The sequence below is a fragment of the Bradyrhizobium jicamae genome (assembly GCF_001440395.1).
Classification (GTDB): Bacteria; Pseudomonadota; Alphaproteobacteria; order Rhizobiales; family Xanthobacteraceae; genus Bradyrhizobium; species Bradyrhizobium jicamae.
Window position 1 is genome coordinate 1 of the sequence record NZ_LLXZ01000016.1, and the last position, 21,414, is coordinate 21,414.

At 63.1% G+C, this 21,414-nt stretch carries 32 protein-coding genes; 18 read left to right on the plus strand and 14 right to left on the minus strand.

Annotated features, from left to right (window positions below; all coding sequences use genetic code 11):
- Positions 1-539, minus strand: a 539-nt coding sequence (locus tag CQ12_RS03520) for an Arm DNA-binding domain-containing protein (RefSeq protein ID WP_347337406.1), incomplete at its 3' end; no start/stop codon positions are given.
- A gap of 157 nt (positions 540-696) precedes the next feature.
- Between CQ12_RS03520 and CQ12_RS03525 the strand changes: the two genes are divergently transcribed.
- Entirely contained in the window at positions 697-918 is a 222-nt protein-coding gene (locus CQ12_RS03525) for a hypothetical protein (RefSeq protein ID WP_057833983.1), read from the plus strand.
- A 41-nt stretch (positions 919-959) separates the two neighbouring features.
- On the plus strand, positions 960-1,358 hold the full coding sequence (locus tag CQ12_RS03530; RefSeq protein ID WP_057833984.1) for a hypothetical protein: 399 nt from the start codon (positions 960-962) through the stop codon (positions 1,356-1,358).
- Between the two features lie 138 nt (positions 1,359-1,496).
- Here CQ12_RS03530 and CQ12_RS47190 read toward each other — a convergent pair whose 3' ends face one another.
- Together CQ12_RS47190 and CQ12_RS03535 are read right to left on the minus strand one after the other, a co-directional pair.
- Positions 1,497-1,631, minus strand: a complete 135-nt coding sequence (locus CQ12_RS47190; protein ID WP_256380295.1) for a hypothetical protein — start codon at positions 1,629-1,631, stop codon at positions 1,497-1,499.
- Complete coding sequence (locus CQ12_RS03535) at positions 1,631-2,101, minus strand: group III truncated hemoglobin (RefSeq protein WP_057833985.1); 471 nt, start codon at positions 2,099-2,101, stop codon at positions 1,631-1,633. Before CQ12_RS03535 ends, CQ12_RS47190 begins: the two co-directional genes overlap by 1 nt.
- Positions 2,102-2,187: 86 nt before the next feature.
- Here CQ12_RS03535 and CQ12_RS03540 point away from each other — a divergent pair, with 86 nt between their 5' ends.
- Positions 2,188-2,616, plus strand: a complete 429-nt coding sequence (locus CQ12_RS03540; RefSeq protein WP_057833986.1) for an RrF2 family transcriptional regulator — start codon at positions 2,188-2,190, stop codon at positions 2,614-2,616.
- A gap of 29 nt (positions 2,617-2,645) precedes the next feature.
- Positions 2,646-2,936, plus strand: coding sequence for a DUF6522 family protein (locus tag CQ12_RS03545; protein ID WP_057833987.1), 291 nt, complete (start codon positions 2,646-2,648; stop codon positions 2,934-2,936).
- 3 nt (positions 2,937-2,939) lie between these two features.
- Here CQ12_RS03545 and CQ12_RS03550 read toward each other — a convergent pair whose 3' ends face one another.
- Positions 2,940-3,635: an SET domain-containing protein gene (locus CQ12_RS03550; protein WP_057833988.1), complete on the minus strand. Its 696-nt coding sequence runs from the start codon at positions 3,633-3,635 to the stop codon at positions 2,940-2,942.
- A 154-nt stretch (positions 3,636-3,789) separates the two neighbouring features.
- On the opposite strand from CQ12_RS03550, the gene CQ12_RS03555 reads away from it, so the two are divergent.
- Both CQ12_RS03555 and CQ12_RS03560 read left to right on the plus strand, forming a co-directional pair.
- Positions 3,790-4,410 carry a hypothetical protein gene (locus CQ12_RS03555; protein ID WP_057834012.1) on the plus strand — a complete coding sequence of 207 codons (621 nt, stop codon included), beginning with the start codon at positions 3,790-3,792 and terminating at the stop codon, positions 4,408-4,410.
- Positions 4,411-4,517: 107 nt separating this feature from the next.
- Positions 4,518-4,856 (plus strand): hypothetical protein, encoded by a 339-nt coding sequence (locus CQ12_RS03560; RefSeq protein WP_057833989.1) that lies wholly within the window; start codon positions 4,518-4,520, stop codon positions 4,854-4,856.
- Positions 4,857-4,884: 28 nt separating this feature from the next.
- Here the strand turns inward: CQ12_RS03560 and CQ12_RS45925 are convergent, their stop codons facing one another.
- The 3 genes from CQ12_RS45925 to CQ12_RS03570 are packed head-to-tail and all read right to left on the minus strand — an operon-like array spanning position 4,885 to position 6,284.
- Entirely contained in the window at positions 4,885-5,286 is a 402-nt protein-coding gene (locus tag CQ12_RS45925) for a DUF6321 domain-containing protein (protein WP_245309712.1), read from the minus strand.
- Positions 5,238-5,513, minus strand: a complete 276-nt coding sequence (locus tag CQ12_RS45930) for a hypothetical protein (RefSeq protein WP_245309714.1) — start codon at positions 5,511-5,513, stop codon at positions 5,238-5,240. Before CQ12_RS45930 ends, CQ12_RS45925 begins: the two co-directional genes overlap by 49 nt.
- A gap of 33 nt (positions 5,514-5,546) precedes the next feature.
- Positions 5,547-6,284: a TetR/AcrR family transcriptional regulator gene (locus tag CQ12_RS03570; RefSeq protein WP_057833990.1), complete on the minus strand. Its 738-nt coding sequence runs from the start codon at positions 6,282-6,284 to the stop codon at positions 5,547-5,549.
- Positions 6,285-6,397: 113 nt separating this feature from the next.
- Here CQ12_RS03570 and CQ12_RS03575 point away from each other — a divergent pair, with 113 nt between their 5' ends.
- The 6 genes from CQ12_RS03575 (at position 6,398) to CQ12_RS03600 (ending at position 11,111) form a co-directional block, all read left to right on the plus strand.
- Entirely contained in the window at positions 6,398-7,801 is a 1,404-nt protein-coding gene (locus CQ12_RS03575; RefSeq protein ID WP_057833991.1) for a carotenoid oxygenase family protein, read from the plus strand.
- A 143-nt stretch (positions 7,802-7,944) separates the two neighbouring features.
- Positions 7,945-8,352: an MAPEG family protein gene (locus CQ12_RS03580; protein ID WP_057833992.1), complete on the plus strand. Its 408-nt coding sequence runs from the start codon at positions 7,945-7,947 to the stop codon at positions 8,350-8,352.
- 152 nt (positions 8,353-8,504) lie between these two features.
- Positions 8,505-9,083: a hypothetical protein gene (locus CQ12_RS03585; protein WP_057833993.1), complete on the plus strand. Its 579-nt coding sequence runs from the start codon at positions 8,505-8,507 to the stop codon at positions 9,081-9,083.
- 43 nt (positions 9,084-9,126) lie between these two features.
- The gene (locus CQ12_RS03590; protein ID WP_057833994.1) at positions 9,127-9,684 is read left to right on the plus strand and encodes an inner membrane-spanning protein YciB; all 558 of its coding nucleotides are present in this window, start codon (positions 9,127-9,129) and stop codon (positions 9,682-9,684) included.
- A 126-nt stretch (positions 9,685-9,810) separates the two neighbouring features.
- The gene (locus CQ12_RS03595) at positions 9,811-10,107 is read left to right on the plus strand and encodes a hypothetical protein (protein ID WP_057833995.1); all 297 of its coding nucleotides are present in this window, start codon (positions 9,811-9,813) and stop codon (positions 10,105-10,107) included.
- 59 nt (positions 10,108-10,166) lie between these two features.
- Complete coding sequence (locus tag CQ12_RS03600; RefSeq protein ID WP_083519116.1) at positions 10,167-11,111, plus strand: SH3 domain-containing protein; 945 nt, start codon at positions 10,167-10,169, stop codon at positions 11,109-11,111.
- 40 nt (positions 11,112-11,151) lie between these two features.
- Here CQ12_RS03600 and CQ12_RS03605 read toward each other — a convergent pair whose 3' ends face one another.
- From CQ12_RS03605 to CQ12_RS03620, 4 genes are all read right to left on the minus strand, one after another.
- Positions 11,152-11,721, minus strand: coding sequence for a hypothetical protein (locus CQ12_RS03605; RefSeq protein WP_157087981.1), 570 nt, complete (start codon positions 11,719-11,721; stop codon positions 11,152-11,154).
- A 48-nt stretch (positions 11,722-11,769) separates the two neighbouring features.
- A complete protein-coding gene (locus CQ12_RS03610; RefSeq protein ID WP_157087982.1) occupies positions 11,770-12,315 on the minus strand; it encodes a hypothetical protein in 546 nt (181 codons plus the stop codon).
- Positions 12,316-12,590: 275 nt separating this feature from the next.
- Positions 12,591-13,265: a DUF429 domain-containing protein gene (locus tag CQ12_RS03615; RefSeq protein ID WP_083519115.1), complete on the minus strand. Its 675-nt coding sequence runs from the start codon at positions 13,263-13,265 to the stop codon at positions 12,591-12,593.
- Positions 13,262-14,914 carry a fumarate hydratase gene (locus tag CQ12_RS03620; protein ID WP_057834015.1) on the minus strand — a complete coding sequence of 551 codons (1,653 nt, stop codon included), beginning with the start codon at positions 14,912-14,914 and terminating at the stop codon, positions 13,262-13,264. Before CQ12_RS03620 ends, CQ12_RS03615 begins: the two co-directional genes overlap by 4 nt.
- A 217-nt stretch (positions 14,915-15,131) precedes the next feature.
- On the opposite strand from CQ12_RS03620, the gene CQ12_RS03625 reads away from it, so the two are divergent.
- From CQ12_RS03625 to CQ12_RS03645, 5 genes are all read left to right on the plus strand, one after another.
- Entirely contained in the window at positions 15,132-15,662 is a 531-nt protein-coding gene (locus CQ12_RS03625) for a hypothetical protein (protein WP_057833998.1), read from the plus strand.
- Positions 15,663-15,739: 77 nt separating this feature from the next.
- On the plus strand, positions 15,740-16,216 hold the full coding sequence (locus tag CQ12_RS03630) for a hypothetical protein (RefSeq protein ID WP_057833999.1): 477 nt from the start codon (positions 15,740-15,742) through the stop codon (positions 16,214-16,216).
- A 153-nt stretch (positions 16,217-16,369) separates the two neighbouring features.
- Positions 16,370-16,555: a hypothetical protein gene (locus CQ12_RS03635; RefSeq protein ID WP_141688463.1), complete on the plus strand. Its 186-nt coding sequence runs from the start codon at positions 16,370-16,372 to the stop codon at positions 16,553-16,555.
- Positions 16,556-16,783: 228 nt separating this feature from the next.
- Entirely contained in the window at positions 16,784-17,458 is a 675-nt protein-coding gene (locus tag CQ12_RS03640; protein ID WP_057834016.1) for a methyltransferase family protein, read from the plus strand.
- A 51-nt stretch (positions 17,459-17,509) separates the two neighbouring features.
- Entirely contained in the window at positions 17,510-17,869 is a 360-nt protein-coding gene (locus CQ12_RS03645; protein ID WP_057834001.1) for a GFA family protein, read from the plus strand.
- 87 nt (positions 17,870-17,956) lie between these two features.
- On the opposite strand, the gene CQ12_RS03650 is transcribed toward CQ12_RS03645, so the two are convergent.
- Positions 17,957-18,664: a glutathione S-transferase gene (locus CQ12_RS03650; protein ID WP_057834017.1), complete on the minus strand. Its 708-nt coding sequence runs from the start codon at positions 18,662-18,664 to the stop codon at positions 17,957-17,959.
- A 185-nt stretch (positions 18,665-18,849) separates the two neighbouring features.
- On the opposite strand from CQ12_RS03650, the gene CQ12_RS03655 reads away from it, so the two are divergent.
- Positions 18,850-19,269, plus strand: a complete 420-nt coding sequence (locus CQ12_RS03655; RefSeq protein WP_057834002.1) for a DUF3606 domain-containing protein — start codon at positions 18,850-18,852, stop codon at positions 19,267-19,269.
- Positions 19,270-19,407: 138 nt separating this feature from the next.
- Here the strand turns inward: CQ12_RS03655 and CQ12_RS03660 are convergent, their stop codons facing one another.
- Together CQ12_RS03660 and CQ12_RS03665 are read right to left on the minus strand one after the other, a co-directional pair.
- Positions 19,408-20,088 (minus strand): lectin, encoded by a 681-nt coding sequence (locus CQ12_RS03660; protein ID WP_057834003.1) that lies wholly within the window; start codon positions 20,086-20,088, stop codon positions 19,408-19,410.
- A gap of 155 nt (positions 20,089-20,243) precedes the next feature.
- A complete protein-coding gene (locus tag CQ12_RS03665; protein WP_057834004.1) occupies positions 20,244-21,260 on the minus strand; it encodes a Tim44 domain-containing protein in 1,017 nt (338 codons plus the stop codon).
- Positions 21,261-21,414: the final 154 nt, after the last annotated feature.

Sequence of the window (21,414 nt, forward strand, 5' to 3'; positions counted from 1 at the left end):
CATTCATCGATCGATGCGCCGAAAGGGCGTTCAGCCGCCTGACGACGCCTTGCGAATTGCTTTTCGATGGAGGGATCGACCGGCGGGTCTTGGGCGAGCAGGGCCTTGGCGACATCGCGCTTCTGACGGGCCGTGGCGAGCGTGAAGGTGCCGTCGTTGCCGTTGCCGTAAGGCCCGATGGAGTAGGTCTTCTGTCGGCCGTGAAAGCGATAGGCCATCTGCCAGAGCTTTGAAGCGGCCTTGCCCAGCATGCTGGGGTCCGGCTTGATGAAGAGATAGAGGCCGCCGCCTGTCACGTCGGAAATCTTGGTTGCCGTCCAAGCGCCGTTCTCGAATTTCGGTCTGGCGGCACGACAGTCGACGTCAGTCCTGATCTGCTTGGGGTTGGCGTGCTCGCCAGCCTGTCTGCGTGCCATCTGCTTCGATTCTTTCATTCGGAAAATCGGAATTACACCGTGAACGTTTGTTCTTCCGATACCAACAAAAATACCAACAAACTCGGTGACTGGACGCGAATGAGAACAAACGGTGACGAACACCAACGTATTCGAAAAGCCTTATTTTTCAAGCGTTTCCGAGCGCATCGCAAACACCGTCGAACATTCTAGGACGCCTCCGAACACTCTGCTTTTTTACGTCCGAGGTAATCGAAACGGGTCGCGGGCCGGGTCATCTTGGGGGCACAGGAGATGACCCATGCTGATGCTTTCGCTGTTCCGCCTCGCCACCGCCGCGATCCCCTTTGTGGTCAATCTGGCCACCTGGCTCGTAGCGCGCTCGCTCAACATGCCGCAACCGGTCGTGCACGACACCGGCGTGTTCGTGTTCGCGCAGGTACAGACGATCGAGAACAGGATCGGCAAGGCGCTCTGCCCTGGCAGGCTGATGCGCCAACTCCGGTCGCTGCTGCGGCGCTGATCCTGTTTCGCTCAAAGTCCCCCAAGCAAAGGAGAACTGTCATGATCCATCCGTCCACCTTCCTGAGCCGCGCCCTGCTCGCCGACGCCATCTTCAGCGGCGTCGCCGCTGTTACGCTGACGCTCGGCGCCGGCGCGCTCGCGCCCTTCCTCAATCTGCCGGAAACCTTGTTGCGCGAAACCGGCCTGTTCCTGATCGCCTACACGGCGCTGGTCGGCTGGCTGGCCTCACGGTCGACAGTGATGAAGGCGCTGGTGCTGTTCGTGATCGTTGGGAACGCAGCATGGACGCTGGGCAGCATCGCGCTGCTGTTCTCCGGCGCGGTGTCGCCGAACCTGCTCGGACAGGTCTTCATCGTGGCGCAGGCGATTGCCACCGGCGTGTTCGCCGAGTTGCAGTATATCGGGCTGCGCAAGAGTGATGAGACGGTGACGGCTTAAGCCGCAGCCGTCATTGCGAGGAGCAAAGCGACGAAGCAATCCATGCCTCAACACGTGGAGAAGTGGATTGCTTCGCGGAGCCTGTCATCGGGCGCGCATTCGCGCGACCCGTTGGCTCGCAATGACGGGGATAGAGCCTCAGCTCAAAACCAACGCCGCGATCATCCCGGCAAACGTCAGCACCAGCCCGATGACCAGCATCGGCACCAGGCTGCTCCCCGAATACGGGTCGGCCTGCTCCTTGTTCGTTACGACATGTGCACGATAAGCCATCACACTGCTCCTGCCTGATTACGCCGAAATCTTTCCCCGTTACCGAGCATGACGCCCTGGGCGCCTGCGATGCCGAGTTCGAGGCTTGCCGCGATCCGCCGCGCCCGTTCCACGAAATGCGCTTCCGCCGCGGGCGGGCAGACCTCGCGGGCGGTTTGCTCAAACAACTCGAGCCAGCGGTCGAAATGCGCGGCGTCGACCGGCAGCGGCAGATGCTTGGCCATCGGCGTGCCGTGATATCGCCCGGTCATCAGCGCGACCGACGACCAGAATGCGCACATCTGCGCCAGATGCGGTTCCCAATCCCTGATGCGGGCCTCGAAGATCGACCCGAGCACGGCGTCCTCGCGGACCTTGGCGTAGAAGCCGCGCACCAGTCGCTCGATCATGGCCTCGTCGATGCCCGTCCGTTCCATGATTTCGGCCGTCAAGCGCTCTCGCCGCTCCGGCCCTGCCACGATCGCTTCCATTTCGCGCCTGCCCTTAAATAGGTATTTCAAATACCTATTTAGACGGCTATAGATGATTTGCAAGCAGATCTTTCGAGAGGGCTCCCATGCGCCTGACGTCGTTCACGGATTTCGCGCTGCGCGCCCTGATGCGGCTGGCGGGGGAACCCGGCCGTTCCTTCGCCACCAATGAGATCGCGGCGGAGTTCGGCATCTCCCGCAACCATCTGGCCAAGGTGGTGCGCGACCTCGCTGATAGCGGTTTCATCTCGACCCAGCGCGGCGTCGGTGGCGGATTCATGCTGGCCCGGCCGGCGCAAACGATCACGATCGGCGAAGTGGTGCGCGCCCTGGAAGGGCCGCCGCTGGTCGAATGTTTTCGCGAGGATGGTGGTGACTGCGTATTGAAGCCGCGCTGCCGGCTGAAGGCGAAGCTGGCTGCCGCGCGCGAAGCCTTCATGCGCGAGCTCGACACCACGACACTGGCGGAATGCGCCTACCCTGCGCCAGCCAGGCGGTATCAGGCCCACGCATGACGGCTGCCACCAAGCATCAGGTGTAACGGATGAAACCGATCGCGTTCGAAAATGGCACCATCCAGATCGACGCCGCCATCGTCGCCGAAGGCCTGGGGCTGGCGCCGTCGTTGCTGCAGGAGGAGATGCGCGCCGGCAGGATCACGAGCCTTGCCGAGCGCGGGGTCGACGCGGATCTCGGCCGGCATCGCCTGACCTTCTTCGCCGAGCACCGGCGGTTTCGCGTCGTGATCGACGAAACCGGCGCGATCATTCAACGCTCGGCAGTCGACTTCGGCAATGCACGACTGCCGAAATCGGTGCGCAAAAGCGGCGGATGAGGTCTAGGCCTGAAGGGCCGGTGCCGGCGCAGAAGCCGGTTGTTTCCGGCCGGCCGGTTTCCTGCCGGCGACCCTGGCGCGGCGGGTGCCGTTCAGATGCTTGCCATTCAGCGACTTGCCGTTCAGCAAATGGCCGTTGAGCTTCTTCGCCTTCTCAGCCTTCGCCTTCAATTTTTCCTTCAGCCTGGCTTGTTCCTTGGCCAGCTTCTCGGCCTTCTTCATCGCCTTGCGCTCGGCCTTGGCCTTCAGGCGGGCTTTCTCGGCTCGCGCCTCGGCACGCATCTTCGCGCGCTTCTTTTCGCAAGCCGCGCATTTGCAGCCGATCGGCTTCAGATAGGCTTTGAAATAATCGGTGCCGTAATCGTAGTTGATTTCCTCGCCCGGCTCGATGTTCTTGATGGCGCGGATGAACACCTTGCGCTTGCGTGGGCGAACGTCGGATTCCGCATTGGGCTTGCAGGCGTGGTTGATGTAGCGGGCGATGTTCTTGCGCACGGAGCCGTCGATGGTCCAACGGTTGTTCAGCTCAAACAGATATTTGTTCTCGATCGCGTCTTCTTCTTTTTTCTTCGAATCCAGGATCGGCCCGAAATAGCGGATGATCTTGCTGCCCTTCTTGATCGGCTTGGTGGCGAAAAGGCCAAGGCCGGTGTTGGAGCGGCCGACGCGATAGGGTTTATGCGATGGTATGGAAGGCATGACGACTGTGTGACTGCACGCTCGGAAAAGCAGGAAATGCGAAGCCGTTCTTCTAGGACGATTCCGCGGCAAAGTCAGGTGTTTCGTACCTTTGCCATGAACCTTCCCCAGATTGCGCACGTCAGATCACGGAAGTTCCATGCGAGAAGTGCAGATGAAACGCGTTCCCCGCCGGCAGCTCATCGGGACGGTCGTCGCCATCCTGTTCGCAGCACCATTTTGGCCGATTTTGCCGGCCAACGCCCAAACATTCAGCAGCAGTTACACGTCGACCGCGCCAAAGGACTGCCGCACGATCGGTAAACCCAGCGCCGAGGACGGCAGCACGCAGGTGTGCCCCGGCCAATCGGGGCTGATGGTGGTGATCAGCGAGGGCGATCTGCGCCAAACCGTCTCGGTCGGGCGCACCCGCGAGGCGGCCGCCAAGGAGCCGGCCGCGGAGACCTGGTTCGGCCCGTTCAATTCCACCGCCAACACCGTCGAATGGCGGGCCGTCGACGGCAAGCCGTTCGCCATCATCCAGCGCTGGCTGATCGCCGACATCGACAATCCCGACAAGACCGGAAACCCGACCAGCAAACCGATGCTTGCCGTGACCCGGTTACCCCCGGGGCCGGTCTGCCATGTCGCCTATATCGACGGCCAGGCCAACCGCAATGCCAACGAGCTCGCCCGCCAGGCTGCGGACGAATTCGCCCGCGATTTCAAATGCGGCAAGGACGAGGTGAAAGTAATCGGCGAAAAAGGCGCGGCAGTGGGCCTTGCGAAGCGCTGATCAAACCGGCTACCCGGCCTGTTTTCGCCGCATTAACGTCAAAGCTTAAGGTTTGAGTGCTTATTGCTTATCCAACCATATTCTTTCACGGCGCACCTGGGGCAGCGATGCACATAAAACTCCTGGCTCTCCTTCTCGTCGGCACCGCCCTCTCCGGCTGCTGCGCTTCCGGCACCGGCTGCTCGACGCCGACAGCCACCGGCGCGCCAATCGCCTGGGATGGATTGGGTGAACCGCCGACCGCAGACGGCGAACAAGCCGGGGCAGCCAGGCCGAAGCGAAGGACAGCCGCGCGCGATCGCGAGATCATCCTCGGCCCGCTGAACGGAGCTGCGCCGCAGTCGGAAGCCAAGGCGCAGTATGACGACTGGACGCGCCGACCCAACGAAGACGCGGAAGCCGATGCCCGCCTGGCGCGGCAAACCAAGATTTGCCGGGGTTGCTGAGGTCAGCGTTTCCGTGCGCTTGCAACCGTCAAGACTTCTGCTTGATCCGTCGATAGCGCTGCAGCAGCCGTTCACCCTTGGCTGCAATACGCCGCGCGGCGGCAACCGTTTTGGGAACAGGCTCACCCCAGGCATGGGCTGACAGCGCGTGCCGCGTCGGCCTTCCCCGTTCGTCCACCAGCGGCGGCAGCTCCTTGCGGCCGTAGAATCTTACCGCCCAACTGCCTTTGCGTCGCATGTCCTGCGGCGTCATTTCTGACAGCGGTTTTGTCACGCCCGGTTTGAGATGCGAGCCATCCCGCCGCGCGAACGCCGAGCGGCCGGTGGCGGTGAGCCCACCCTTGGGATCTTTTCTTGCGGGCCTTCTTCTTCGCCGGGCGCTTATGCGCAGTTTTCCGGGAAGACTTCTTCGACGTTTTCCTGGTCGCAGTCTTTTTTGCCGGACGCTTCCTGGCGGATTTCTTCTTCGACGCTTTCGCTGCCATGCGCATGTTGTCCACGAGGTTGGGATACGGACGTCCGGCTCGGCGCGCACGCGCCTTCGCAGTCGCTTTCTGCGATGACGTCAAATGTTTCGATTTTTTCTTTTTCCCTGCGCGCTTGCGCGGGTTCGAACGTTTCCAGGGAACGCGCGGTGATCCTGCCATACGAACTCAACGCCCGAACTGGCGGGAGTTTCCATTCGCTCCGTCAGTTCATGCCCGCCGGCCGCGGCACCGTCGAGCGCAGCATCGCGTCCAGGAGCTGGTCGACGCCGGTGCCTTCGGGCAGCCGATGCAGGAGCTCCTTCAGTCGACCGTCAAGCAGCAGCGTCGTGAATCCATGCACGAGCGACCAGGCGCGCGCAATCGCCGCCGCCTGGTCGAGCGACAGCGCTCCCGGCGCCTCGCCGGTCGGCTTCTCGTTGCGGCTGAGGCGCACCGCGGTCGCCAATCCCTCGAACGAGGCGGTCGCGGCCTCGTGCAGCGAGGGCCGCGTCATGTCGAGCCGCTCGGTGCGGAACATCAACCCGTACATGCCGGGACTCGCCTGCGCATAGGCGACGTAAGCCTTGGCGCGCGCCATCGCCTTCATCAGCAGGAGCGTTTCAGTGTTACCCGCCGCGACCATGGCCTCATTGAATCTGCGGAAGCCGATGGCGGCGAGTTCGCTCACAAGCCCGGTAAGATCGCCGAAATGATGGGTTGGCGCTGCGTGCGACACGCCGGCTTCGCGCGCCACCGCCCGCAGGGTTAGCCCCGGCAGGCCATCGCGCTCCAGCACCCGCTCGGCCGCGGCGAGCAAGGCGTCGTGCAGGTCGCCGTGATGATAAGGGGTCTCGCCTGCCGCCCGACGCCGGCGATTGGCCGGCCTTTCGGTCACGGCCCTTGCAGGCTTACGCTTGGCAGCGGGTCGATTGGTTCTGGTTTCTCGCGATGTTCTTGCCATACGAATCCTTATAGCCGCAATTTTTACAGTGTAAAGATTTTGCTTGACGGCCGGCAGCAACGTCCTTACTGATATCTTTACGATGTAAAGATTAAATCCGGAGGAAACTTGAAATGCTCGACCAGGTGACGACCGAGATGAGCCGGCCCAATCTGGCGCCGATTCCGATGGAATGCGACGCGCCGCATCTCAAGGTATCAGGCGAATTGCCGCGCGAGCTCAACGGCACGCTCTATCGTAACGGCCCCAACCCGCAGTTCGATGCGCCGGGCGCGCACTGGTTCGTCGGCGACGGCATGCTGCATGCCTTCCATCTTGAGAACGGTCGCGCCAGCTATCGCAACCGCTGGGTCCGCACCCCGAAATGGCTGGCCGAGCACGATGCCGGCCGCGCGCTGTTCGGCGGCTTCGGCCGCAAGCTGCCGGGCGCGCCGGCAGGGATTACCGATGACGGCGGCGTCGCCAACACCAACATCATCTTCCATGGCGGAAAACTGCTGGCGCTGGAGGAAGGCCATTTGCCGACCGAGATCGAGCCCGGCACGCTCGATCGTCTCGGCTATTGCGACTACAAGGGCGCCATCAAGGGACCGTTCACAGCGCATCCCAAGATCGATCCCGTTACCGGCGAGATGGTTTTCTTCGGCTACAACGCCATGGGTCCGCTCACCCCCGCCCTCTCCTACGGGTCCGTCAACGCTTCGGGCGTGGTGACACGGTTCGATCGCTTCGAGGCGCCCTATGCCAGCATGGTGCACGACTTCATCGTCACCGAAAATCATCTGCTGTTTCCGATCCTGCCGATTACCGGCAGCATGGAGCGCGCGATGCGCGGCAAGCCGCCTTATGCCTGGGAGCCGGAGAAAGGCGCTTATGTCGGCGTCATGAAGCGTAACGGCTCGGCAAAGGACCTCGTCTGGTTCCGCGCCGAGAGCTGCTACGTCTTCCACGTCATGAACGCCTGGGAGGAAGGCAACCGCATCATTGCCGACGTGATGCAGTTCGAGGAAGCACCGCTGTTCCCGCATCCCGATGGCTCGAAGACCGACCCGCAGAAATCGCGCGCGCGCTATTGCCGCTGGACGTTCGACCTCGCAGGCAATACCGACCGCTTCACGCAGACCTATCTCGACGATCTCACTGGTGAATTCCCGCGCATCGACGACCGCCGCGCGGGCTACGCCAACAGCCACGGCTGGTACGCCTGCGCCAACCCCGACCTGCCGATGTTCGGTGCGCTGTCGGGCATCGTCCATGTCGACGGCAAGGGCAAGCGGCTCGGCCATTATCTGCTGCCCGCCGGCGACACCATTTCCGAGCCGGTGTTCGTGGAGCGCGGCCGCGATGCTGCTGAAGGCGACGGCTGGCTGCTCGCCGCCGTCTGGCGTGCGCGGGAAAACCGCAGCGATCTGGCGGTGTTCAACGCGCAGAATGTCGAAGGCGGTCCCGTCGCGCTGGTGCATCTCGGCCATCGCGTGCCCGACGGCTTTCACGGCAACTGGGTCGGCGCGGAGTAAGGGCCCGGCCATGTCATTCCGGGGCATCGCGCAGCGATGACCCCGGAATCTCGAGATTCTCAGGTGCGCAATTGCGCACCATTGTTCGATGCTGACGCATCGCCCCGGAATGACCTCGTTGACAAGCCATCGAGGAGAGCGACATGCATCTGCCCTCAATCACTGCAACCTATCTCGCCATTCTCGCCCTGCTCTACACCGTCCTCGCCCTCCAGGTCGGGCGGCTGCGCCAGCGCGACCGCGCCGCATTCGGCGACAACGGCAGCCTGCAATTGCGCAGCGCGATCCGCGCGCACGCCAATTTCATCGAATACGTACCAATCATCACGCTGATGGTGGCGATGCTGGAAATGTCCGGCCTTGCGACGGTATGGGTGCATCTATTGATGGGCGCGCTGTTGCTATCGCGGCTGTTGCATCCGCTCGGCATGTACGCCGCGCCCAATACGCTGCAATTCCGCATCGGCCGCGTCGGCGGCATCACGATCACGCTGGTTTTACTGCTGGCTTGCGCCCTGACGATCCTGGCGCGCTCCCTGCTCGGCGCATAGTCCGCCACGGATTTCGCGTACTTCTTTGTAAATACGCATCATTTTCGATTCGAGTAGTCTTATTTTTACACTGTAAAGATTTTTCTTGACGACTCTCCTGCACGGCCTTACGGTATCTTTACGATGTAAAGATTAGTCCCCGAGAGGCTGCCATGACCATCTTCCTGATCCTCGCCCCCTTCGGCACGTTCGCTCTGCTGATGCTGGTGACTTCGGCCGAGATCAGCCTGTTCACGTCGGCCGCGATCTGTCTCGCCGTCATCGGTATCGACGTCTATCGCGGCCGCTCGATCAAGATGCTCGGCGCGGGCTCGGTCGTGGTGTTCGCCACGCTTGGCGCCTATGTCGCGCTGGTCGATCCAAACCTCAGCCATTCGGCCGTCAAGCTGGCGGTCGATGTCGGCATGCTCGCGATTTCGCTGGTCTCGCTGATCATCCGCAAACCGTTCATCCTGCAATATGCGCTTGAGGAAGTGGATGCAGAGACAGCGAAGCAGCCCGGCTTCCTGAAGGCGGTCTATCTCATCACCTGGGCCTGGAATGCCGCGTTCGTCCTGATGATGGCCGGCAACGCGCTCGCGATCTATGTGCCGGGCCTGCCGATCTGGTCCAGCCTCGTGATCGCCTTTGCCGCCCGCAACAGCGCCGCCTTCTTCACGACATGGTATCCGCAATATCGCAAGGCGAAGTATGGTGCGCCGCCTGCGAACGCCCTGCCCGGCACCAACTGAGCCAGACTTCATAGCCGCAACACCATCAACAGAGAGCAAGACGATGAAGGACGTATTCGCCAGACTGGGCGCCGATTTTTTCTCCACCATCGTGTTCATCGCGATCTACCTCGCGACCGACAACGTCCTGCTGGCAACAGGCGTGGCGATCGCGGGCGCGATCGGCCAGGTGATCTACTTCCGCATCAAGGGCAAGGAGCTCGGCTACATGACCTGGGCGAGCCTCGCGCTCGTCATCGTGCTCGGCAGCGCGACGCTGCTGACGCACGACCCCCGCTTCGTGCTGGCGAAACCCGCGATCGGGCATTTCGCGATCGGCCTCATCATGCTCAAGCGCGGCTGGATGCTGCGCTACATGCCGCCGATCGTGTCGCAGACCATTCCTGAATACGTCACCTTCGCGGGCTATGCATGGGCCGCGCTCTGCTTCGTGCTCGCCGCCGGCACCATCGGCGTTGCGATGACCGGCGACATGAAGCTGTGGACGTTCTATGTGACGGTGGTGCTGGTCGGCGCCAAGATTGCGGCCTTCGCAATTCAATACATTGCGTTTCGTATTCTGGTCGGCAACCGGATTCGCGCCGCCGCCCAGCGCGCCTAGGAAATACGCGTCAAAAGGACGCTTGAGACAGTTGGGCTTGTGTGGCGAGATAGGCTATACCGCCGATCGAGTTTAGCGGATCTCGCAAGCCATTCCGGTTTGCCGGGAAAATGTCGGGAGACAGCAATGGCCGTGGACGGAAACTGGAACATCACCATGAGCACGCCGATGGGCGAGCGCAAGGCGACGCTGTCGCTGACGAGCGCGGGCGGCACGCTGACGGGAACGCAAGGCGCCGACGGCAATTCCGGCGAAATCTTTGACGGCACCGTCAACGGCGATGACGTCGCCTGGAAGATCTCCATCACCAACCCGATGCCGCTTACGCTTGCCTTCACCGGAAAAGTTTCCGGCGACAGCATGACCGGCGAAATGGGCATCGGCCCGATGGGCAGTTTCCCGTTCACGGGGTCGCGGGCCTGACGGATGAGGAGGCCACAACGCCTCTCTCTCATTCCATGCACAAGACGATGATCGTGACGATCGCCGTACTCGCCTCGCTGGCGGGTGCGGCGATCGCGCAAACGCGGGAGCCTGAACCCGCCTGGCGCCAGAGCGCGCTTCCGCTGGTGCCGGCGGGCCATGTTGCCGGCGAGGCCTATCGCACCGACGAAGCCGGGATGACCGGCTATCTCGCCGTCTATCCAGCGAATGCAAACGATCCGAAATCGCTGGCAAGCGTATTCGCGGCACGACAGGTGCTTGTCGTCAAGCTGACGCGAGGCGACGGCGGGCTGCGCGCCTCATCGGCCGAACTGCAGCCGCGCGTCGATCCAACCCTCGGCAATCGCGACACCACCATGACCGATCCGGATGGTCAGGAACGCGAGTTCGAGAAACTGGACGCCGAGCTAGCGGCCGGTCGCGCGAAACTCCCAGATGGTACCGAGCCCTGCAGTCTCGGCGCGTGGTCGGAAGATCGCGATCCCAAGGGCCTCAACGTGCGCGCCGAGCCTTCGGTGAAGGCGCGCGTGCTCGGCACGCTGCCGCCGCCCTACCGGCTGAAGATGGGCGGCCGCGAGAATACGCCTGACGACGGCTGGCTCACCGAATTTCGCATCATCGGCTTCAAGGACGGCTGGTTCCTGATCGAGGGTGCGAAGCCTCCCGGCAAGGACTATGAGGACGAGAAATTCTATCCGCGCAGCGCGCCAAAACCCTATGCGGGGCGCGGCTGGGTCGCCGCCAACAAGGTCGGCGCCAACTACGCCAATGGCGGCACGCGGATGGGCGGGCTCTTTCAGGCGCCCTTTGTCGATGCGCCGTGGACGCCAGCCGGCCGCAAGCTTGGCGGCACGCTCGATACCGACGGCGGCCCGAAACGCCTCCTCGCCTGTAGCGGCCATTGGGGCCTCGTCGAAAGCCATGACGGCGTGCGCGGCTGGTGGCGCTCGCTGTGCTCCAATCAGGTGACGAATTGCAGTTGAGTTGATGATCAGCCTGTAGAAACCGCTCCCCGCAGATCGCTCAGCGGCGCAGGCCGGCGGCCTCGTCGCGATAGGCCTTCTCGATGTTCTTGCGGGCAGCCTGCTCGGAAGCTGCGGCGGCCTGGTCCACCGATGACCGCAAGGCGCCCATGTTCGCAACCGTGGCGGCGGACATCGCAGGATAGATGCGCGTCATCTCGAATGGCCGGCGTTCGAGCGTGGCGGCGACCTGCTCCTCCATGGCGATGAGATACATGTCCCTGATCTCCGGCTTGTCCGACAGCTTCTGAGCGTACTTGCCGGCGCCCTCCAACTTCACTTTCACGCGGGTGGCAGCGTCGCCCTCCGCCTTCAGCTGGGCGATGTAGCGGAACAATTCCTCTCCGTTCCTGCGGACGATCCAGGCGATCTGCGAGTCGATGCTGCCGCGAACCTGCACATCCAGCGGCTGACTCCCGAAAACGAAAGGCGGGAGATCCGCCTTCGTGAGATCCTGGCGCGCCTGCGCGATTGGCACGCGATAGACCGTGCCCTCTGCGTTGGGACGGATGCCCACGAGATAGACGGATATGCCGCCAACGAGAAGCACAGCAAGGTACAAAGGCTTCATCATCGATCTCCCTGCATTTCGATGTCCTCGCCGAGACGATCCATCAGGCTAGTCGTCGACACGGAACGGTCGGCCCATCTCGAGACCGCCGCGTTGCACGCTGCAAACCTTGTCCTTCCCGGGACCCACGCGCTGGACGTCAAACTTCCGGCCTTCGAGGATCGCGGCGACCTGTTCCTGCACGGCAGGACGAAGCGGCTGGTTGAAGGCCGGCCGCTTGTAGAATTGTGATCCGTCATACATCTCGCCGCCGCCAGGAGCCGGAGGCACGCGTATCTCGACCTTTGTCTGCTTCTCACCGACCGCCGACAGCAACGCCGTGAATTGCACGACCTCTCTCCCGCTGCTGTGGACCTTCCAGGTGACCTGACGGTCGAGCATGCCCGCGGGCGTCACATGGACGAGAATGCCGCACTGTTTCGCATAGACCATGTCGACAAGCTTGTCGGCGAGCAGGCGTCGATAAGCTTCGCTGACGCTCACGTCGTACACGCCGGGCGGTCGCTCCTTGCAACCGGCGAGGCCAAGAGTGAGGCCAAGGGCAGCGAGCACCCGCGCCACCCGTCCAGTCTGCTTCATCGTCGACTGTCTCATGCCGCCCACGCCTGATGTTCCGTTCCGGCCGGATCAAGCGCAGCATCGACGAGAAAGATTAAATGTCCTTGGCTGAAATCGATGGACCCTGCGATGACTGGTTAAGTTCGGGTTGGGCAAAAGCGGCGCGCCGGCGCCTGCCGTGGTTAATGCTTGGCGAATCCGCGCCGGCGCCTGAAGCGGGATGACGCTTCTTCGAATCGTCATCCCACTTCATCTTTTTGTTTGAGCATGATCTTTTCGGAAAACCGCTACACACTTTTCCGGATCATGCTCTAGAACCAGATTTGCATCGGCAGGCCGTGCGCATCCAGCAGCGGCGCTCCCTCGGGAACGCAGCCATGAGGCCCGCGTGCGGCGAGCGCGACCGCGCATGCATCCAGCACGTCATCGCGTTTCGCGCCGGTGCCGATCCGACACTCGGCGAGCCACCGATCGATCTCGCGAAAGCCCGAACGCTTGAGCAGCCTGCGGCGGAGATCCTCGCCCTGATCCGACTTCTTCGGCGGCAGCGGCTTGCCACCGTTCAGCCGAAGAAACACCAGTTCGGGATGCACCTCGCGGATGTCGTGCCGGGTGTTCGCGCGGACGAACGCGTCGACTTCCATGACCTTCTTGCCGATATGCCAGAGCTGCCGCGAGACCCGCGTTTGGCCGCGGCGCAACGCTTCGGCGTTCGCCTTGTCGGGGTCGCGAAACTCCTGCCACAGCCAGCGCCGCGCGCCGGTGAACACCCGCGAGGTATGCGGGCGTAGTCTCTCGCGTGCAAGAAGATCACAGGCGCGTTCGCCGTCGTCGCGCATGCCGATCGGGATGTCGATCCCGGCGCGATCGAACGGACGCGCCAGCGCGTCCGCAATATCTGCGTGGAAGAAGATCGCCTGCTGGTCGCCATCAAGACATACGGCGACCCAGCCCTTGCTGAATCCGTCGAGGCCGAGCGCCCTCACCCCAGATTCAATTCCTTGAAGAAGTCGTTGCCCTTGTCGTCGATGATGATGAAGGCCGGGAAATCCACCACCTCGATGCGCCAGATCGCTTCCATGCCGAGTTCGGGATACTCGACGACCTCGACCTTCTTGATGCAGTGCTCGGCGAGGTTTGCCGCGGCGCCGCCGATCGAGCCGAGATAGAAGCCGCCGTGCTTCTTGCAGGCTTCGCGCACCGCGACCGCGCGGTTGCCCTTGGCGACCATGACCATCGAGCCGCCAGCCGCCTGGAACTGGTCGACGAAGGAGTCCATGCGGCCTGCGGTGGTCGGGCCGAACGCGCCGGAGGCGTAGCCGTCGGGCGTCTTGGCCGGGCCGGCGTAATAGACCGGATGGTTCTTGAAGTAATCCGGTAGCGGCTCGCCCTTCTCCAGCCGCTCGCGCAGCTTGCCGTGCGCGGAATCGCGCGCCACGATCATGGTGCCGGTCATCGAGACCCGCGTCTTGATCGGATAGTTCGACAGCGTCGCCAGAATTTCCTTCATCGGCTTGTCGAGGTCGATCTTCACGACTTCGCCGCCGAGCGACTGTTCGACCGCCGGCAGATACTGCGCCGGGTTATGCTCGAGTTCTTCGAGATAGACGCCATCTTTTGTGATCTTGCCCAGCACTTGGCGGTCGGCGGAACAGGAGACGCCGAGCCCGATCGGGAGCGATGCACCGTGGCGCGGCATCCGGATCACGCGCACGTCGTGGCAGAAATACTTGCCGCCGAACTGCGCGCCGACGCCGAGCGACTGCGTCATCTTCAGAATTTCCTGCTCCATCTCCAGATCGCGGAAGGCGTTGCCATCGGCCGAGCCCTGGGTCGGCAGCGCGTCGAGATAACGCGCGGAGGCGAGCTTCACCGTCTTCATGCAGAGCTCGGCCGAGGTGCCGCCGATGACGATGGCCAGATGATATGGTGGACACGCCGCGGTGCCGAGAGTGAGCACCTTCTCTTTCAGGAACGCCAGCAGGCGGTCCCTGGTCAGCACAGACGGCGTGGCCTGGAACAGAAAGCTCTTGTTGGCGCTTCCGCCCCCCTTGGCCATGAACATGAACTTGTAGGCGTCGTCGCCCTCGGCGTAGATCTCGCACTGCGCCGGCATGTTGTTGGCGGTGTTCTTTTCCTCGTACATCGTCAGCGGCGCCACCTGCGAATAACGCAGGTTACGGCGCAGATAGGCATCGCGTGCGCCTTCCGACAGCGCGGCCTCGTCGTCGCCGTCGGTGATGACGTTGCAGCCCTTCTTGCCCATGATGATCGCGGTGCCGGTATCCTGGCACATCGGCAGCACGCCGCCGGCGGCGATATTGGCGTTCTTGAGGAAGTCGAAGGCAACGAACTTGTCGTTGTCGCTGGCTTCCTTGTCTTCCAGGATCGAGCGCAACTGCTTCAGATGGCCCGGCCGCAGATAGTGATTGATATCGCCGAAGGCTGCTTCCGAAAGCGCCCGGAGCGCCTCGCGCGACACCACCAGCATGTCCTTGCCGAGCACCTTCTCGACCCGCACGCCTTCGGCGGTAATTTTCTTGTAGGGCGTGGTGTCCGCCCCCAGCGGAAACAGCGGCGTATGCTTGTAGGGCGGAACGGGCTTCTGGTCAGGAAAAGCAGTCGGGGCGTTCATGTCGATATATCTCGGGTTGGAGCCGGCAGCGGCCGGAACGGCGCCGCAGAGATAGACCCGTTCTAAGCATTTTTCGACCAAAAGGAAGGTTTTGCTGGCCTGCCCGATGCGGCCGAATCCGGCCATTGCGGCCGCCCATCGGCGATTGAACCGTTCCGGGTCCGTTTCAGACAAACCCGAGATTTCCGATGGACCCCGAACAGACTTGCGACTGGAAATGACCTCCGCCACCACATTGCCTGATGCAGCGTCCGTCCCGGCGCGCCCGCCGCGGCTGCTCGGGCTTTATCTGCTTCTGATCATCATGGCCGCGATCGAAGCGTTCGAGGGGCTGTCGCACGCGCCGATGCTGTTCGGCGACATGTCGGCGATTCCGGGGCCCGGCCTCGGCGGCGCGATCGTCAAGACGTATGTCGCGTCTCATCCCCTGCTGGCGCTGGCGGCGCTGGCGTTTGCCACCGTCGGCCGGCTGCGTTACGCGATCATCGCCCTTGGTGCGCTGGTGCTGATGAACTGGCTGAACTACATGCCCTCGGTGGTGCGGCACGGGCTCGATTTTGGCGGCCTCTCCACCTTCCAGACCCCGGTCCAGATCATTGCGTTTCCGCTGATGGGCGCCTGCGCCATCGCGCTCGCCGCGCGCCAGGAGCGGCTGGGGCTCGCGGCCCTGCTGGTCAGCATTCCCACGCTGTTCGACGTTCTCGCCGTGGTCGCCTTCGGGATCAGCGTCTTCCTCTACGGTTTCTGACAAGCAAGTTGACTTCCGCGGGCGCTCCTTGCAGGAAATTCGCGTGCGGGCTTCAATGGTACAAGGGGGCATTCACAATGGCTTTGAGACCACACATTCGACGACCGACCCTGCTCGCCGCAGCACTGGCGCTGGCCGCCGCAGTCAATGCATCGCCGGCGCGGGCCGACCGCTGCGAGGACACGGCCAAGGAACTGAAGAACCAGATCGATGGCCTCAAGATCAGCATGAACACCGGCAACATGGTCTATCTGACCCATCCGGCCGCCAAGGAATTGTCGCTCGGCTGTCGCGGCCGCAGCTATTCCATCGAGCTCTACGCCAAGACCGACCGCAAGCCGAAGCCCGAGTTCTTCGCCCTCGTGGCGTCCGCCGGCGCCATCATCTTCACGATCCCGAAGCCCGACGTGGTGACCGGCTCCTCGCGCTGCATCAAGCGCATGGGGCTTCTGCGGGGCGACAAGGTTTCCATGCGCTTTCGCCGGCTCAACATGGAATGCACGCGCACCAAGACCGAGGCTTCGATCGTGGTGACCCGCGGCAAGGACGAGTAGCCGCTCCCGATCGGTCGCATTCTAACGATTCCGCGAGCCGTCCGTTCACCATCGGACGGGATTGACGGGATCGGCGCGGGATTGCCGCGCGGGATTCACCAATCATTCGTTTCAAACCGGCCAGTGTCGGAGGCAACCAAAAGGATGCTTCCGATGGATGTCTCTGCTGTGCCCGCAACGGTGGTGGTCAAAGCGCCTGAAGTCCCCGTGTTCAAGGCCCCCGACAAGACTCCCGACGTGCAGAACGGCGCCGCCGCCGACGGCACCCGCACGCCACAGCCGACGCTGGTCGCTCCCCTGCCGCCCGGACAGGGAACGCGGGTCGATCGGTTCGTTTGAGCCAACTCCTCCGGCCGTCGTCCGCCTTGTGCGCGATTGCGCACTGGAGCGGGTGACCCAGTATTCCAGAGACGCCAGCGAAACTTCGACAAGCAGCGACACACCGGATACGCACCCTTCGCGGGCATAACAGGCGCGCGAAAACGTGGTGCTTCACCTCAACTCGACGCCGCAAGTTTGCCGAACAATCGCGCGATCATATTGACCGTGGGCGAATGGAACCCGCGCATGGTCGCAAAACTTCTGTTGCAGAACACCATCACTGTCGTTGTTCTCGGCGCGCTGCTGTTTGCCTCGGCAGGCTCGTTGCATTGGCCGGCAGCATGGGTGTTCCTGGTCGTCAGCGCGACCATCGGTCCCGCGTGCGGCCTGTGGCTTGCGAAAACCGATCCTGCCCTGCTCGCCGAGCGGATGCGGCCGACGTTTCAAGCGGACCAGCCGGCCGCCGACAAGAAATTCATGCTTGTCTTCGTCCAGGCGACGCTGATCTGGCTGGTCGCGATCGGACTGGACCGGCGCGTTCATGCCTCCGACGTTCCGCTGGTGCTGCAGGGGCTCGGGCTTGCGATGTACCTGCTCTCGACCGCCTTCATTATGTGGGTGTTCCGTGCAAATTCCTTTGCCGCGCCGGTCGTTAAGGTGCAGGCCGCGCGCCAGCATCACGTCGTCTCGAGCGGCCCCTATGCGTTCGTCCGCCATCCCATGTACAGCGGCATCATGCTGTTCTTCGTAGGCGTCCCGCTACTGCTGGGATCATGGTGGGGCGTGGCGATCGCGCCGGTATTCGCCGTGCTGTTCGCCATTCGCGCCCGCATCGAGGAGCGCGCCTTGGTCGAGGGGCTGCCCGGCTATGCTGACTATGCCGCGCGCGTGCGCTATCGTCTGGTGCCAGGACTCTGGTGAAAGAGGCTCTGGTGAAAGAAGGCTCTGGTGAGAGACCGGGAGGCGACGCGGATGCCCGATAGCAAAACCTACACCGGCGGCTGCCATTGCGGCCAGGTGCGCTTCGAATGCACCAGTGACCTTGCGATGGTCACCGCCTGCAATTGCTCGATCTGCACCAAGAAGGGCCTGCACTTCACCTTCCTCGATCCGAAAAGCTTTCAACTCCGCGCCGGCGAGGAAAACCTGAAGGAATATCTCTTCAACAAGCACGCCATCCACCACCAGCTCTGCGTCGATTGCGGCGTCGACGTCTTCGCACGCGGCAAGAAGCCCGACGGCAGCGACGTGGTGGCGCTCAATGTGAGCTGCATCGACGGCATCGAACTGTCGAAGCTGACGATGACGCCTGTGGATGGACGGAGCATGTGACGCGGAGCGACCATTCCGGGGCGCGCAAAGCGCGAACTCTGGTGCGCAATTGCGCACCAAAGTTCGATGCTTCGCATCGCCCCGGCGTTAAGTATCCAGCGCCTTGTACCTGCGGAAAATCCCCTCCTCGTTGAACGCAATCCGCCGGTCGCTGGCCAGATAGGTCTTGATGTTCGGCCGCGCCGCAACGCGGTCACGCAATTCGACCAGGCCGGGAACCTTCCGCTCGAAAGCCTTCATCCGTTTCGGGAAAGCGTAGCGCAGTCCCTCCACGATCTGGAACAGCGACAGGTCGACGTATGTGAGTCGGCGGCCGGTGACGTAGGCGCCGCCATTGGCCGCGAGCAGATCCTCGAAGTAACCGAGGTATTTCGGCACACGCTCCTTCCAGAATTCGTCGGTGCGCTTCTTCGCCGGCGCCTTCTGGTCCTCGTAGTACAGCGACGGCCCGAGCGGATGATGGGTGTCGTGAACTTCCAGCACCAGATCGGCGATCGTGAGCTGCAATTGGTGCACCCACAATCTGCCGGCCTCCGCCTTCGGCGCCAGTCCGTGGCGCGATCCGAGATACAGCAGGATGTTGGCGGTCTGCCCGATCACGAGCTTGCCGTCCTTGAGGAACGGCGGAGCGAAGGGCGGCGTTCCCTTCCCCGCATCCATCATCCGCGTCATCGCGGCCATGCCGTTGCCGTGGCGCGCGACGTCGTCGTAGCGGGCGCCGGCCTCTTCGAGCGCGAGTCGGACATATTCGCCGCGGCCCTGGATCATGGGCCAGTAATAGAGCTCGTAACGCATCGATGACATCTCCGCTGGCGGTTTCACCGACATAACAAATCACTCCGCGGCTGGTTCGTCACGCCGAACGCGACGTCGGCCGGTCGTACAGATCTCCACACCCCGAAACTGTCCGAACACGCGCGGGGGTGTTAGATTGCTTCCGTTTGAAGCGTCGATTTTCTCAACACGACAGGAGAATGCGGATGGCGGACAACAGGAAGAAGCGCGGCGGGGCCGATCGCGGGCTGATCGCGCTGAGCGAGCCTTACGAGGTCGCCTACTGGTCGAAGAAACTGAAGATCACGCCGGCCGAGCTGAAAGCCGCCGTCAAGAAAGTCGGGCACTCCGCCAGGAACGTGGAAGCCTACATCAAGCTGCAGAAGCACAAGGCCTCCGACCGGGCACGGATCGCGGTGAGCCAGCCCTACGAAGTCAGCTACTGGTCGAAGAAGTTCAAGGTCACGCCTGCCAGATTGAAGGCGGCCGTCGCAGCGGTCGGGCATTCGTCGAAGGCGGTCGGCGCCCATCTCGCCAGGCGCAAGACTGCGAAGAAGGCGAAGAAGAGCGCCAGCAAGACTCCGCGGAAAACGACAAAGAAGCGCTCTAAGAAAAAGGCCGCCTAACGGCGGCCTTGGCACCAGCCGGCTTGCAGGAATGCGTAGCCCGGGTGAAGCGAAGCGAAACCCGGGGTGCTCCTTGCAAGAGTGCCCCCGGGGTTGCGCTACGCTTCACCCGGGACTACGGCAATGCACCTCCGCTTTTCAGTTCGCCGCGAAGCAATAGAACAGGCCGTCGCCGCCCGTGCTCTTGAGGTCGGCCTGCGAGCAGCCGCCGTCCGGGCCGCGCGAGGGATGCGAGGAATTCCAGGACTTCGAGGCATCGTCGTCGCGGAGTCCGACGCGATCGGAATGGCCGACCATCGCCGCGCCCTGCGTCGAGCTCGTCCAGTTCCTGCAGGTGCGATCCTCGCCGGCCGCAAACGCTGATCCGTCCGCTTGCGATCCCGTCAGCACGTCATGGCGGTTCGGCGTATCGCCACGACCATTGATGACGTCGCCCTTTTCGCTGAGCGCGCTCTGCTTGGTGAGGCCATTGGTGCCGTGCAGTTCGGCGACGTCCTTGGCGACCACCGCGCCCTTGGCATTCTTCCACGGCCCCTTGCCGATGCGATCGCGCGCATTGACGGCAGGCGCGCCGTCGGCGGCTTGCGTCGACAGGTAAGCGCGCCAGGTCTTGCCGCCCGCGCCGGCGGCCTGCGCCAACGTCTGGCAATGATTGTCGGCGCCGGCGAGCCCGCCGAGATTACCGCCATTACCGATGCCGTTGCTGGTCAGGAAGAAGCTGGTGTCGGCGGATTGCACCTGCGCAGGTGCGCTTGCGAGAACCGATATGGCGGCAAGCGCAACGAATGCCGGCGAGATGATCCTGGCGAAGCTGTTCATCGAAGTCCTCCCTGTTTTTTGTTCTGGACTTGTCTTCAACCCATTGCGGCGAACTTTATTCCGCTGCCGTGAACCGTGGAGGAAAGCAGGCCATCCCGCAAAGAAAAAGGCGCCGCGGAACGAACCGCAGCGCCTTCGTCATGATGTACAGGCGATCAGCTGGTCTGCTGGATCGCCGAGAGTTCCCAATCGGCGCCGCGACGGCGGGCGAAGGTCCAGACCTCGGTGGCTTCGGTCGGGGTTTCGCTGCCCGCGACCAGACGGCCGGTGGTGCGCTCCAGGGTCTTGTCGACCAGCGAGAACCGCATCGCCACGCTGGCGTAGTCGGTTTCGCCTTCGCGCCAGGCTTCCGCGAGGTCGCCCTGCAGCAGCTTGACGTCGGACACCTTGTTGACGTCGTTGCTGGCCTTGTTCGCCTCGAGATCCTTGGAGAAGTAGGACACCATCTCCGGCGTCGCCAGCGTGTGCAGTTTGGCGACATCCTCGTTCGACCACGCGGCCTGGACCTCACCGAGCAGACGCTCGAACGCTTCATAGTCGGCCGGCTGGATTTCCAGCGCCGGCTGGCTCGATCCCAACCCGAAGCCGCCCAGTCCGGAGCGGAAGCTGTTCTGAGCGCCGGGACCTTCGGCAGGCGCGCCGGGGGCCGGTCCGTTCGCGTAGGCGGAAGCCGGGGTATGGCGGCGCTGCCACCACGACATCGCCAGCCGCACCACGAGGATGATCAGGCCGACCTGCAGCAACAGGCCGATGATCGAGGACAGCCCGCCGAGGCCGGAGAACAACCCGCCGCCGGACAGCAGGCCGAACAAGCCGGCGCCAAGGAAGCCCATGGCGAGACCACCAAGCATGCCACCCATCATTCCGGGCCGGTTGAAGAAGCCGCCCTTGTTCGCCGCGCCAGCCGCCGCATTGCCCGCTGCAGGTGTGCCCGGCTGGGTGAAGGTACGGTTCATGGGTTGCGCCGTGCCCGGAGCGGTGGTCGTGCTCGGCGGCGCCGAATAGGTTTTCGATCCGCGCGAACCCGAACTGCCGCCGCCGCCAACACGGGCGTCAGCCGCCGAGATCGTGATCGCCAAGGGAACCGCCACTGACAGGACAATGGCGAAAGCCCTTACAATTCCGCGCGCAGTCTGCGTGAAATGCATATCTGTTTCCTCATTCCCCTCCATGGGGAAGTGCCCCTAAGATGGGCAGAGCGACCCAAAAGTGAAGCAAAATATCGGGAACCGCGGCTGCGGCCCTCAGTCGCGGGGATGTGACGATTTGGCCGTGAACTCCGCATTCACCATGCGCAAGCAGGCTTTCGGCCAACGTTTTACGTGG